Here is a 13,334-nt window from a genome sequence, read left to right on the forward strand (position 1 = left end):
CCCGACGTTAGGCAGCCGGTTCGCCGACGGGATCCGCCTTTCGGCGCGACCGGGAGCCACCAAAGTCGCGCATCCGCAGCAGCACGGGCACGGCGGCGAGCGCCGGGGCGGCGGCCAGGGCGAAGCAGAGCGGCAGCGGCAGGTGCCCGACCAGCAGGCCCGCGCCCGCGCCGCCGACGGCCGAACCGGCGTTCACGGCGGTGTTCACCCAGGCGCCGGCCCTGGTCCTGGCCTCCGGCGCGACCGCCTCGTCCGCGACCAGGTAGGAGGTGGTGAGGGCGGGCGAGACGAAGAACCCCGCGACCCCGGCGGCCACGCCGAGCACGACCGGGCCGGGTGCCAGCCCGGCGGCGGCCAGCGCCAGGCCCAGGCCGGCGGTGAACAGCGGCAGCCGGACGGCGTTGGACACCGGCCGGTCCAGCGCGCCCAGCCCGAGGCCGCCCACGGCGCTGCCGGCGGACAGCGCGGCCAGGATCCAGCCCACCGCCTCCGGCCGCCCCCGGTCCTCGGCGAAGGCGAGCACCATGAGGTCCAGCGCGCCCAGCGCCAGCCCGGTCACCGCGGACGCGAGCACCGCGGCGCGCAGCGCCCGTCCGCCGCCGAGCGGTGTCCGGCGACGGCGCCCGGCCGGCGGCGCTGCGGCGTCGGGGTCGTCAGCCTCCCTCGGTCCGCCCGGTCCGCCCGGTCCGCCCGCCGCCACCGGCGAGGCGACCAGCAGCAGGGCCCCGGCGAGCAGCAGCCCCGCGCCCACGACCACGGCGCCACCGGGGCCGACGACCGGGAGCAGCAGGCCGACCAGCAACGGCCCGGTGACGAAGAGCAGTTCCTCCGCGACCCCGTCCAGGCTGAACGCGCGGCGCAGAAGCGCCGGGTCGGGCAGGAGTCGCCGCCAGAAGGTCCGCATCACCGGACCGAGCGGCGGTGTGCAGGCGCCCGCCGCGACGACGAGCGCGCCGACCGCCGCCGGAGCGACGCCCGGCCGGGCCGTGGCCGCGACCACGGCGAGCAGCAGCGCGCCGTACAGCACGGCCATCGGCGGCAGCACCCGCCGGGGGCCGTGGCGGTCGACCAGCCCGGCCCGGACCGGTGAGAGGAGGACGCTGGCGAGTGCGAACAGGGCCATCGCCGCGCCGGCCGCGGAGTAGGAGCCGGTGGCCTCGCGGACGGTGAGCAGCAGGGCGAGCGGAACCACCCCGTAGGAGAGGCGGCCGAGCAGCGCGGCGCCGAAGGTGCGGCCGGCGTGCGGGGCGCCGAGCACGGCGCGGTAGCCGGGGCGGGCGGAGGGGTCGCGCGGAGGCGCGGAAGCGGTGGAAGGCACGGTGGACGTCCTCAGGGAGGTCCGGTGCGCGGGCCGGGAGGTCACGGCGGGCGGCACCGGAGGTGCGTACGGGGACACCGGAGGGCCGCGCGGTTCCCGATCGGTCGGGGCGCGGTCGCGTCGGGCCTGTTACGCACGGAGGGAGGACATGGGCCGTACCGTACCAGTCCGCCGCGCGGTGCGGGAGGGCCCGGACGGAGCAGCGGGCAGGGCGGCGCGGCGGCCGTCCGGGTACGTTCGCGGTGTGCAGCAGAGGTCACCCCACGTCAGCAGGCGCGCCCGGGCCGGGAGACCGGCGGCGGCCGGTGCCGTCGCCGTCCTGGTCCTCGCGGCCGGCGCGCCCGCCGCGTCCTCGGCCCCGTCCCCGTCCTCCTCTTCCCCCTCCTCCTCTTCCCCCTCCTCCGCTCCTGCGGCGGCGGGTGCCGGGACCGCCCAGGACGCGGCCGCCGTCGTCGGCGGTGAGCGGCTGGGTCGGCCCGCCGTCCAGGTCGCGCCCCGGACCGGGGCGCCCGACCTGCCGGCCACCCTCACCGGGCGGTCCTGGCTGATCGCCGACGCCGCGACCGGCGAGGTGCTCGCCGCGCGCAACGCCCACCTCCCGCTGCCGCCCGCCAGCACCCTCAAGATGCTGTTCGCCGACACCGTGCTGCCCAAGTTCGACCGCGCCCTGGAGCACCAGGTGGCTCCCGCCGAACTCGCCGCGCTGGGCGCGGGCAGCAGCCTGGTCGGCATCAAGGAGAACCTGCCGTACCGGGTCGAGGACCTCTGGCGCGGCGTCTTCCTCGCCTCCGGCAACGACGCCGTGCACGTGCTGTCCCACATGAACGGCGGCCTGGCCAGCACCGTCGCCCAGATGCAGGCCCGGGCGACCGCCCTCCAGGCGCGGGACACCCGGGTGGTCTCCCCGGAGGGCTACGACCAGGACGGCCAGGTCTCCTCGGCCTACGACCTCACGCTGTTCGCCCGCGCCGGGCTGCGCAACCCCGACTTCCGCAGCTACTGCGCGACCCGCACCGCCCGCTTCCCCGGCGCGGTGGACAAGGCGACGGGGCAGCGCTCCGCGTTCGACATCGCCAACACGGACCGCCTGCTGGGCAAGTACCCGGGCCTGATCGGGGTGAAGAACGGCTACACCACCAACGCGGGCGCCACCTTCACCGGAGCGGCCGAACGCGACGGTCGCACCCTGCTGGTGACGGTGATGCACCCGGAGCAGCAGTCCAAGGTCTACGACGAGGCGGCCGCGCTGCTGGACTGGGGCTTCGCGGCGGCCGGCAAGGTCGAGCCGGTCGGACGCCTCGTCGAGGAGGAGACCGGGCCCGGCGCGTCCGCCGCCCCGGCCGCCGAGGCCCCGGCCTCCGGTGTGCTGCCGCACGCCATCCAGCAGGCCGACCACGCCCTCGGCCCGGCCGGCTGGACGGCACTCGCCTTCGGCGCCGCGCTGGCCCTCTGGGCGGCCGGTCGCCTGCGCACCCGGCGGCGCCCGCACACCGCGGCGGCCGCGCTCCCCACGCTCCCCGTCCTCCCCGGCGGCGTCCCGGTCCCCCCGCGCCCGGACTACGCCCCGCGCATCGCCCACTCCGTACCGGCCCGGACGACGGCCGCTCCCGCCCGCCGCGGCGCCACCGCCGTCGGCGGCGCCACGGCGGTGGGCGGCGGCACCCGCCGCCGCCTCACCCGCCGCGCCCGCTCCCTGGCCCGCTCCACCCGCGCCCGCCTCACCACGACCACCACCCGCCGCCGCCCCTGAGGCCCGGCCCTGAAGCCCGGCCCTGCTCCTGGTGATCGTTTCTCGGGCGGGCCCTAGAATGCCCCGCATGAGCGCCACTCCCCACCCCGACCCGCACCGGCAGGAACGGCTCGAACGCCTGGTCAGCCTCTCCTCCGGCAGCTACCTGCTGGTCACCACCTTCAAGAAGGACGGCACCGCCGTGCCGACGCCGGTGTGGGTGGTGCGTGACGGGGAGGCGCTCGGCGTCTGGACCGTCACCGACTCGTGGAAGGTGAAGCGGATCCGCAACCGGCCGGACGTCCTGGTGGGCCCCTGCGACGTCCGGGGCAATCCGACCGGTGAGTCCGTGCCGGCCACCGCCGAGATCCTCGGCCCCGAGCGCACCGCCGCCTACCGGACGCTGCTGCGGCAGAAGTACGGGCTGGTCGGTGTCATGACGGTGCTCGGCAGCCGGCTGCGGCGCGGCGAGCGCGGCACGATCGGCATCCGGATCACCCTCACCGACGGCTGAGAGCCGCCGACGGCCGAGGCCCACCGACGGCCGAGGCCCGACGCCCCTTCCGCCCCACGTCCCCCAGGACGCGTGCGGATCCTCGTCCGGTTCATGCCAGGGAAAACGTTCTTCCGTTGGACGCCTGGTCGTTCGCCGGAGCGCGCGGTACGGCATGGGTGGCGCTGCTACAACACACAGCGCCCGCCCATCCACTGCTGCACGCCCGTCAGGAGGACGCCCATGCGGCGAACCGATCGAGTCCGGCTCCGCGCACTGGCGGTGGCATCGGCCGCCACCGTCGTCGCGGCGCTCACCGCGCTGCCCGCCGGCACCGCGCAGGCCGTGTCCCCGGACCTCGTCATCAGCCAGGTGTACGGCGGTGGCGGGAACTCCGGCGCGCCGTACCTCAATGACTTCGTCGAGCTGTACAACCGGGGCACCACCCCGGTCAGCGTCACCGGCTGGACCGTCCAGTACGCCTCGGCGGCCGGGTCCTCCTGGTCGAGGACCACCCTGTCGGGCACCATCGCCCCCGGCAAGTACTACCTGGTGCAGGAGGCCGCCGGGGCCGGTTCCGGCGCCGCCCTGCCGACGCCGGACGCCACCGGCACGATCGCGATGGGCGCCAACGCCGGGAAGATCGCGCTGGTTACCAACTCCACCGCGCTGACCTGCGCCACAGGCTGCGCCGGACAGCCCGGGGTCAAGGACTTCGTCGGCTACGGCACGACCGCCTCCTCCGCCGAGGGCTCCCCCACCGGGAACCTCGCCAACACCACCGCGGCGGTGCGGGCCGGCGGCGGCGCCACCGACACCGACAACAACGCGGCCGACTTCGCCGTCACCGCCCGCACCCCGCGCAACTCCGGCTACGGCGGCGGCACGGGCGGCGCCCGGATCCGCGACGTCCAGGGCGCCGCCCGGACCTCCCCGCTGGCGGGCCAGCCGGTCACCGGCGTCCCCGGCGTCGTCACCGCGGTCGGCCCGAGCGGCTACTGGTTCCAGGACCCGCAGCCCGACGCCGACCCGGCGACCAGCGAGGCGCTCTACGTCTACACGGCGAGCGCGCCCGGCGTGGCCGTCGGCGACTCCGTCCAGGTCGGCGGCACCGTCAGCGAGTACCGCCCCGGCGGCACCGGCGGCGCCACCAACCTCACGGTCACCGAACTCACCTCGCCCACCACCACCGTGCTCGCCCACAACGCGGCGCTGCCCGCCGCCACCGTGGTCGGCGCCGGCGGCCGGGTGCCGCCCGCCGCGGTGATCTCCAGCGTCACCACCGGCGACGTCGAGACCGCCGGCGGCTTCCAGCCGGCCACCGACGGCCTGGACTTCTGGGAGTCGCTGGAGGGCATGCGGGTCCAGCTGAACAACGCCGCGGTGGTCGGGCCGAGGAGCTCCGTCGGCGAGATCCCGGTCGTCCCGCAGGGCTCCACCACCAGGACCGCCCGCGGCGGCATCCTGCTCCAGGCCGCGGACGGCAACCCCGAGCGGGTCCTGCTGGACGACGTGCTCGCGCCGACCCCGGCCGCCAACGTCGGTGACACCCTCTCCGGCGCCACCGTCGGCGTCCTCGACTACTCCTTCGGCAACTTCAAGCTGCTGGTCACCGCCACGCCGACCGTCCTCCCCGGCGGCCTCGCCCCGGAGACCACCGCCGCACCGGCCGCCGGCGAGCTGTCCACGGCGACCTTCAACGTCGAGAACCTCGCGCCGAGCGACCCGCAGGCCAAGTTCGACGGCCTCGCCGCCGCCGTCGTCACCAACCTGCGCTCGCCCGACCTGGTCGCCCTGGAGGAGATCCAGGACAACTCCGGCGCCACCGACAACGGCGTGGTCGCCGCCGACCAGACCCTGGCCAAGCTCACCGCCGCGATCACCGCGGCCGGCGGCCCGGCCTACTCCTACCGCCAGCTCAACCCGGTCAACGACCAGGACGGCGGCCAGCCCGGCGGCAACATCCGCCAGGTGTTCCTCTACCGCACCGACCGGGGCCTGAGCTTCACCGACCGCCCGGGCGCCGGCTCCACCACCGCCGACTCCGTGGTCAACAACGGCGGCGTCCCCGCCCTCGCCTACTCCCCCGGCCGGATAGACCCGACCAACACCGCCTTCAACTCCAGCCGCAAGCCGCTCGCGGGCGAGTTCCGCTGGAACGGCCGCCCGGTGTTCGTGATCGCCAACCACTTCAACTCCAAGGGCGGCGACCAGCCCCTCTTCGGCCGCTACCAGCAGCCGTCCCACCCGTCCGAGACCCAGCGCCACGCGCAGGCCACGGCGGTCAAGACCTTCACCGACCAGATCCTCGCCGTCGACCCGAACGCCGCGGTGATCGTCCTCGGCGACCTCAACGACTTCGAGTTCTCCCAGACCGCCGACCTCCTCACCGCCGGCGGCTCCCTGGTCGACCTCCCCCGCACCCTCCCCCTCGCCGAGCGGTACACCTACGTCTACGAGGGCAACTCCCAGGTCCTCGACCACATCCTGATCTCCCCCGCACTCGCGGCCCGCGCCTACAGCTACGACATCGTCCACCTCAACAGCGAGTTCGCCACCCAGCTGAGCGACCACGACCCGCAGGTGGTCCGGATCCCGCTGCCGTAACACCGCACTCCCCGCACCCGCACCCCCGCTGCCCCGGCGCCACCTCCCCGACGCCGGGGCAGCGCCCTGTCAACGACCCCACGCCGACGACCCCGTGCCCGCGAAGGTGACAATCCGATTGCGTGCACACAATCTGCTCAAAACCTGGTCACACCAGCAGGTCAAACGGCTAGGCTCCCTGCTGGCCGGACCGGGCACAGCCGACGGCACCACCACTCGCGGCTGCGCCCACGCCGACGGCACAGCCCTGCTCCTCTGGGGGACATTCGTGCAGGAAATGGTCAAGGGCGCCAATGTCGGACTCTCCGCACTGAGCGGGAGCAACGAGAACGGCGGGAGCGTCGACGCCGTCACCGTGATCCTGGGCTGGAGCAGTTCCTCGGGCGAGGGCGACGCGGACGTCTCGGTGCTCCTCCTGACCGACGAGGGCAAGGTCCGCGACAACGCCGACTTCTTCTTCTACAACAACCCCACCGCCGCGGACGGCAGCGTCCAGCTGCTCGGCCAGAGCCCCACCGAGGTCGGCACCGAGGACCGCATCCAGCTCGACCTCACGGCCGTCCCGGACGGCATCGAGCGGCTGGTCATCGCCGCCAGCCGCCACCAGCGGGCGCCGTTCGGACAGTTGGACAACCTCCGGCTCGAACTCGCCGACCTCGGCGGCGAGCGGCTGCTCGGCTTCTCCATCACCGACGCGGAGTCGGAGAGCGGCTTCGTCTTCGGTGAGATCTACCGCCGCAACCAGGAGTGGAAGTTCCGCGCCATCGGCCAGGGCTACGACACCGGCCTCGCCGGTCTCGCCACGGACTTCGGCATCGAGATCGAGGACGACGCCGCCACCGAGGAGGCCCCGGCCCACGACCTCGCGGCGGACACGGAGGCGGAGGCCGCGAGCGCCCAGGCTGACCCGACGGCCGACCCGATGGCCAAGCCGCCGGTGACGGCCCCGGGGACGGAAGCCGCTCCGGCCTCCGGCGGCGCCCCGGCCGAGGCGGATACGCCCGGCGCCCCCGAGGCCGTTCCCGCCGCAGCAGCCGCCGCGCCCAAGCGGCTGCGCACCGCCAGGAAGAAGGTGACGCTCCCCAAGGCCGCCAAGCCCTCGCTCGCCGAGAACGACGCCTGGAACACCGCCCGCCTCTTCCCCGCCACCGCGCTCAACCGCGACCGCGAGCGCGAGGTCCGCGCCACCTCCGTCCTGCTCTCCGTGATGGCCCAGGTCCCGGAGTTCGGCCGACGGCTGACCGCCGCCTTCGGCGCCCCCGCCGGCCGGACGGAGACCTTCACCGAGGTCTCGCTCCCGCACGGCGAGACGCCCAAGCGGCCCGACGGCGTGATCCGCGTCGAACGCGCCGGACGGCTCTGGACCGCTCTGGTCGAGAGCAAGACCAACGGCAACCCGCTGAAGGCCGAGCAGGTCCAGGACTACATGGACATCGCCGCCCGGCGCGGCTACGAGGCGGTCATCACCCTCTCCAACGACGTCGCCCTCGACGGCAGCCCGCTCGTCCCGGTCAAGATCGACGGCCGGCGCAAGCACAAGGTGCTGCTCGGCCACCTCTCCTGGGCCGAGGTCGCGTACCAGGCGAAGATGCTGATCCGTCACGAGGGCGTCGGCAATCCCGCCCACGCCTGGCTGCTCCAGGAGCTGCTGCACTACCTCCAGCACGACAACTCGGGCTGCCACGGCTTCCAGAACATGGGCCCGGCCTGGGTGCCCGTCCGCAAGGGCATCGACGACGAGACGCTCGCCGCCGGCGACGAGCGGGCCACCCAGGTGGTGGAGAGCTGGGAGCGGCTGATCCGCCAGGTCTGCCTCCAGCTCGGCGGCGAACTCGGGGTCAAGGTGCTGCCGGTCCAGCGCACCGGTCGCGGCGAGGACCCCCGGGCCCGGCGGACGGCGCTGGCCGACCGGCTCTGCACGGACGGACGCCTGAATGCGGAGATCAGGATCGAGGACGCGCCCGGCACCATCGCGATCGCGGCGGACCTGCGGGTCGGGAAGCTGCGGACCTCCACCGAGATCCCGGCCCCGGAGCAGGGCTACCCGCTCAGCTGGGTCAAGCGGCTGGTCCGCCAGCTCGCCGACGCCCCGGCCGACCTGCACATCGAGACCCTCACGGACGGTGCCGCGGCGGGCCCGCGCGGCACCCTGGAGAAGCTGCGGCCGGAGCCGGGCGACCTGCTGCCCAAGGACTCCGCGCGGATCACCGGTTTCCGGCTCTCGCTGTCCAAGAGCATGGGGAGCACCCGGGGGAACGCCGAGAGCGGCTTCATCCGGAGCGTCGACGCCGCCGTGGAGCGCTTCCGCACCGGGGTGCTGGCGCACCTCGACCAGCGGACGGCACGCCGGGGGTAGGGCCCTCGGGGGGACCGGGCCCGCACGTCCCCCGTTCGGTCCGGCTTGGGCCGGACGGGGGATGTGATCCGGGTCATTGGGGGTGGGCGGGAACCCGGCGGGGTGGGGGCACGACTGGTGGGGCGTGAGTGGGATGTCGCCGGGTGCCCGGCCGTTGAGTGTGCTCGCGGGGTTCGCCCTGCTGCTGGTAGTGGTGTTCGTCGTGGCGTTCGCGGTGGGTCGCGGCGCCGGGCCGGTGACGCCCGGGCTGACGCCCGGTGGCGGAGGCGGCGGGAAGCCCGGAATGGGGCACGACATGGGGGCGGCCCGGTGAGGGCGGCCGCGGAGTCCGAGGCGTTGGTGTCCACCGACCTGGCGGTCGGCGGGATGACCTGCGCGGCGTGTGTGAGCCGGGTCGAGAAGCGGCTGGCCCGGATCGAGGGCGTCAGTGCCGGGGTGAACCTCGCCACCGGGCGGGCCCGGGTGCTGCATCCGGCCGGGGTGGGCCCGGAGGAGTTGGTCGCGGCCGTCGAACGGGCCGGATACACCGCCGAGTTGGCGCCGGAGGGCGTGCCGTCCGCCGGGCCGGCGGCGGAGGAGGCCGGGGAGCGGTGGCGGCTGCTGGTGACGGCGCTGCTGGCGGTGCCCGTACTGGTGCTGTCGATGGTGCCGTCCGCGCAGTTCCCGGGCTGGCAGTGGGTCTGCTTCGGGCTGGCGCTGCCGGTGGTGAGCTGGGGTTCGGCCGGCTTCCACCTCCGCGCGCTGCGGGGCCTGCGGCACGCGGCGGCGACCATGGACACCCTGGTGAGCCTCGGCGTGGTCGCCTCCTTCGCCTGGTCCGCGTACGCGCTGCTGTTCGGCGGGGCGGGCGCGATCGGGATGCGGATGCCGTTCTCGCTGACCGCGGACGGCGGCGGCACCGCGCACGTCTACCTGGAGGCGGCCGTCGGCGTGCCGCTGTTCGTGCTGGCCGGGCGGCTGCTGGAGGGCAGGGTGCGGCGGCGCAGCGGTTCCGCGCTGCGGGCGCTGGCCGAGCTGGGCGCCAAGCAGGTGTGCGTCCGCGATCCCGGGAGCGGCGAGGAGCGGCTGCTGCCGATCGAACAGCTGCTGCCGGGGCAGGAGTTCGTGGTCCGTCCGGGTGAGCGGGTGGCCACCGACGGACTGGTGGTGGAGGGCGGTTCGGCGCTCGACCTGAGCCTGCTGACCGGCGAGTCGGTGCCGGTGGAGGTCGGGCCGGGCGACCGGGTGGCGGGCGCCACGGTGAACGTCGGCGGGGCGCTGGTGGTGCGGGCGACGGCGGTCGGCGCGGACACCCAACTGGCCCGGATCACCGCGCTGGTGGCGGACGCCCAAGCGGGCAAGGCGCGGGCGCAGCGGCTGGCGGACACCGTCGCCGGGGTGTTCGTGCCCTGTGTGCTGACGGTGGCGGTGTGCGTGCTCGGCTTCTGGCTGGGCGCGGGCGCCGACCCGCAGGCGGCGGTGACGGCGGCGGTCGCCGTGCTGGTGGTGGCCTGTCCGTGCGCGCTGGGCCTGGCCACGCCGACCGCGCTGCTGGCGGCGACCGGGCGGGGCGCCGAGCTGGGCGTGCTGGTCCGCGGCCCGGAGGTGCTGGAGAGCCTGCGCCGGGTCGACACCGTGGTGCTGGACAAGACCGGCACCCTGACCACCGGTCGGATGGAGCTCGCGACGGTGGTCGTGGCCGCCGGCGCGGGTGTCGACGAGGAGCGGGTGCTGCGGCTCGCGGGAGCCGTCGAGCACCGTTCGGAGCACCCTGTCGGGCGGGCCGTCGTGGGGGCGGCCCGAGCCCGGTGCGGCTCCGACCCCCTTCCGGTGGTGGCCGGTTTCGCGGCCACCACCGGGGTCGGGGTGTCCGGCGAGGTCGAGGGGATCGCGGTGCGGGTGGTCCGCCCGGACGAGGCCGGGGAGCCGCTGCCGGCCGAGCTTACGGCGGCGCTCGCGGACGCCTCGGCGGCGGGCCGCACGCCGGTGGTGGTGGAGTTGGACGGCCTCCCGGTGGCGGTGCTGGCGGTCGGCGACACGCTGCGTTCGGGCAGCTGGCGCGCGCTGCACCGGCTGCGCGGCATGGGCCTGGAGCCGGTGCTGCTGACCGGCGACGGTCCGGGGGCGGCGCGCGCGGTCGCGGAGGAGCTGGGCATCGAGCGGGTGCACGCGTCGGCCTCCCCGGAGCACAAGGCGGAGGTGGTGGCCGAGCTGAGGGCCGCCGGACGGACCGTCGCGGTGGTCGGCGACGGCGTCAACGACGCGGTGGCGCTGGCCTCGGCGGACCTGGGGGTGGCGCTCGCCTCGGGCAGTGACGCGGCGATCGGCGCGGCCGGGCTGACCCTGGTGCGCGGGGACATCGAGGCGGTGGTGGACGCCGTCCGGCTGGCCCGGCGCACCCTGGGGACGATCCGGACCAATCTGGTGTGGGCGTTCGGCTACAACGTGGTGCTGATCCCGCTGGCGGCGGTGGGGCTGCTGAACCCGATGCTGGCGGCGGTGGCGATGTCGCTGAGTTCGCTGCTGGTGGTGGGCAACAGCCTGCGGCTGCGGACCTGGCGCCCGGGGCGGGGCACGGCGGACGAACCCGGGGGCGGTCGGTCCCCACGGCCTGCCCGGGCGCGGCGCTCGGCGGGTGCGGCGTGGTGAGCGGACGGCCCTCGGCCGGGGACCGGACGGTCGAGCGGTCGAAGCCGGCCGGACGAGCAAGGACGGTCGAGCGGCTGAAGGTGGCCGGACCGCCGGTCGGGGCCGCCCTGGTGGCGCTGGCGCTGCTGTCCGGCTGGACGGCGATCGGCGGTGCGGGCACGGCGCGCCCGGTCGAGGTCGGGCCGGGCTGGCTGCTCCTGCCGTCGGCGGGCGGGGTCCCGTCCACCGCGGCCTTCTTCACGGTCCGCAACCCCGGTGACATACCGGACGAACTCACTGGCGCCAGCTGGGAGTTCGGTGGCAAGGTGACCCTGAAGCGGCATCTGCACCAGGGCGCGGCGGGCAGTTGGGCGCCGGTCACGGCCCTGGAGGTCCCCGAGCGCGGGGAGCTGGCCATGTCCCCGGAGGACGCGGATCTCATGATCATAAATCCGCCCGCGCTGAAGGTCGGCCAGTGGGTGGAGTTCACCCTGACCTTCCGCAACAGCCCCGAGCAGAAGGTCAAGGCGGAGGTCCGCCCGCCCGGCGGCCGCCGCAGCTGAACTCCGAGGAGGCCCGGCCCCCCGTCCGGCCTCCTCGGACCCACCGGGTGGGCCACTCGCGTCGAGGGTCGGTGGCCCACCCGGTGACACCCCGGACGGTGACACCCCACCCGGTGACACCCCACCCGGTGGCGCCCCGGACGGCGCTCACTCCGGCGCGACGATCCGCCGGAGCGAGGTCGGCAGATCCGCGACGGACAGGTCGGCCAGTGACGCGATCGGGGTGACCTCCAGTGCGGGGTCCTCCCGCAGCGGACCCTCGCCGAGCGCATCGCCGCGGCCGGCCCCGACGGAGACGAGGTCCACGGTCAGCTCCGACAGGTCCGCGCCGCGCAGCTCCGCGCTCGCCACCCGGACCACGAAGTCGAAGGCGTCCGGTCGGTGCACGACGTGCTCGCGCGGGCCGTCCGTCCCGATCTCGCTGAAGCCCCGGCTGACGCCCGCGTCGGGCAGCGAGCCGAGCGCCACCCGCCGGTCACCGATCCGCACCTCATGGGCGAACCCCTGTGTCACAAGGCCGGTTTCGACGAACGGGCCGTCGAACTCGCGCGCCTCCAGCACCCGCAGGACGCCCTGCTCCAGCCGGACGACCAGCCTGACGTAGCCGGTTCCGTCGCCCTCCGACAGCGCGGCGGTCGTGTCCCCGGACCCGACGCCGATCAGCGGAGCACTGTCCCGGTGCTTCGCCGTGACCGCGTCCATGGCGCCGGCGCACACCGGGCAGAACCGTGGATCGTTGCTCCTCATCCGGCAGTTCACCACCGGTCGGTAGACCCCGAGCCGGTACGAGCCGGCGCCGCCCTCGAACAGTCCGACGTCCTGGTCGTCGTTCCAGCCCGACGGCTTCGGGGGCGTGACGTCGTCACCACCGGTCGGCAACAGGGTGTCCGCCCCCACTGCCCAGCCCCATTTCAACGTCGCGCGGTCGGTGTTCGCGGTGAGATTGGGCACCGTGGGCTCGGAACCGCCGTAGGTCTCGTCCCGCTCGTGGTACTCGTCCCCGAGCCTGCCCATCGCGTGACCGAACTCGTGCGCGATCGTCGACCAGCCGATGCCGAGCGGCACGGTCGCCCGCCAGTCGCCACCGCGCCCGCCGAATCCGGGGCTGTTCAGTACCACCAGCTTGAGCTGGTGCTCGGGGACCAGCTCCGACAGTGCCGCCGTCAGTCTGGCGTCGGTGGAGGGACCGTCCTCGACCCAGAGGTGCGCCCAGTCGCCGTTGTAGTACGCCCCGAGCGCCGTGTCACGGTCGACCTGCCGGACCACGTTCCCGTCCGCGTCGTACGTCCTGGTGCCCACGCCGGACTCCAGCGACACCAGGTTGACCCGCACCAGGTTGAACGCGGACCTGTTGTCGGCGAAGAAGTCCTGGGCGAAGAGCCCGTTCGTGAGCAGCGTGTCGACTGCCGTGTTGTAGGCGTCCTGGTCCTGGGGGCCGAACCCGTCACCCACCACCGCCACCGTGATCTTGCTGCCGGGCGGGCCGTTCCGGAACAACGTGGTCACCGAGGCGGCGAGCCAGGGGACTTCGGACGCCGACAGATCGGACCGCAACCAGTCGCGCAGGCTCGACGTGCCGTCCGCGCGCATGGGTTGCCGGATCCCTCCGGCGACATGCAGGTCCTTCGTGGTGGTGAATGCTCGCAGGCTCAACACGGTTG

At 75.0% G+C, this 13,334-nt stretch carries 9 protein-coding genes; 7 read left to right on the plus strand and 2 right to left on the minus strand.

The window, feature by feature from the left end; all coding sequences use genetic code 11:
• Positions 1–7: 7 nt before the first annotated feature.
• Positions 8–1,318, minus strand: a complete 1,311-nt coding sequence (locus ACW14Y_RS06175) for an MFS transporter (protein WP_380388213.1) — start codon at positions 1,316–1,318, stop codon at positions 8–10.
• Between the two features lie 244 nt (positions 1,319–1,562).
• Between ACW14Y_RS06175 and ACW14Y_RS06180 the strand changes: the two genes are divergently transcribed.
• The 7 genes from ACW14Y_RS06180 to ACW14Y_RS06210 all read left to right on the plus strand — a co-directional run bounded on the left by ACW14Y_RS06180 (position 1,563) and on the right by ACW14Y_RS06210 (position 11,673).
• On the plus strand, positions 1,563–3,068 hold the full coding sequence (locus ACW14Y_RS06180) for a D-alanyl-D-alanine carboxypeptidase family protein (protein ID WP_456986142.1): 1,506 nt from the start codon (positions 1,563–1,565) through the stop codon (positions 3,066–3,068).
• Positions 3,069–3,135: 67 nt separating this feature from the next.
• Positions 3,136–3,561: a PPOX class F420-dependent oxidoreductase gene (locus tag ACW14Y_RS06185; protein WP_380302654.1), complete on the plus strand. Its 426-nt coding sequence runs from the start codon at positions 3,136–3,138 to the stop codon at positions 3,559–3,561.
• Between the two features lie 222 nt (positions 3,562–3,783).
• Positions 3,784–6,147 carry a lamin tail domain-containing protein gene (locus ACW14Y_RS06190; RefSeq protein WP_456986143.1) on the plus strand — a complete coding sequence of 788 codons (2,364 nt, stop codon included), beginning with the start codon at positions 3,784–3,786 and terminating at the stop codon, positions 6,145–6,147.
• A gap of 277 nt (positions 6,148–6,424) precedes the next feature.
• Positions 6,425–8,503: a TerD family protein gene (locus ACW14Y_RS06195; RefSeq protein WP_380440184.1), complete on the plus strand. Its 2,079-nt coding sequence runs from the start codon at positions 6,425–6,427 to the stop codon at positions 8,501–8,503.
• Positions 8,504–8,657: 154 nt separating this feature from the next.
• Positions 8,658–8,816: a hypothetical protein gene (locus tag ACW14Y_RS06200; RefSeq protein WP_159425115.1), complete on the plus strand. Its 159-nt coding sequence runs from the start codon at positions 8,658–8,660 to the stop codon at positions 8,814–8,816.
• Positions 8,817–8,869: 53 nt separating this feature from the next.
• Positions 8,870–11,131 carry a heavy metal translocating P-type ATPase gene (locus tag ACW14Y_RS06205; protein ID WP_456988076.1) on the plus strand — a complete coding sequence of 754 codons (2,262 nt, stop codon included), beginning with the start codon at positions 8,870–8,872 and terminating at the stop codon, positions 11,129–11,131.
• Entirely contained in the window at positions 11,128–11,673 is a 546-nt protein-coding gene (locus ACW14Y_RS06210; protein ID WP_380440166.1) for a copper chaperone PCu(A)C, read from the plus strand. Before ACW14Y_RS06205 ends, ACW14Y_RS06210 begins: the two co-directional genes overlap by 4 nt.
• Before the next feature lie 147 nt (positions 11,674–11,820).
• On the opposite strand, the gene ACW14Y_RS06215 is transcribed toward ACW14Y_RS06210, so the two are convergent.
• A complete protein-coding gene (locus tag ACW14Y_RS06215) occupies positions 11,821–13,263 on the minus strand; it encodes a M64 family metallopeptidase (protein ID WP_456986144.1) in 1,443 nt (480 codons plus the stop codon).
• Positions 13,264–13,334: the final 71 nt, after the last annotated feature.

The sequence above is a fragment of the Kitasatospora sp. cg17-2 genome, assembly GCF_054031055.1.

Excerpts from the sequence above, each read along its gene's own strand:
- ACW14Y_RS06190 (WP_456986143.1), top strand. The coding sequence starts at position 3,784 with ATGCGGCGAACCGATCGAGTCCGGCTCCGCGCACTGGCGGTGGCATCG.
- ACW14Y_RS06185 (WP_380302654.1), top strand. The coding sequence starts at position 3,136 with ATGAGCGCCACTCCCCACCCCGACCCGCACCGGCAGGAACGGCTCGAA.
- ACW14Y_RS06195 (WP_380440184.1), top strand. The coding sequence starts at position 6,425 with ATGGTCAAGGGCGCCAATGTCGGACTCTCCGCACTGAGCGGGAGCAAC.
- ACW14Y_RS06205 (WP_456988076.1), top strand. The coding sequence starts at position 8,870 with ATGACCTGCGCGGCGTGTGTGAGCCGGGTCGAGAAGCGGCTGGCCCGG.
- ACW14Y_RS06215 (WP_456986144.1), bottom strand. The coding sequence starts at position 13,263 with ATGCGCGCGGACGGCACGTCGAGCCTGCGCGACTGGTTGCGGTCCGAT.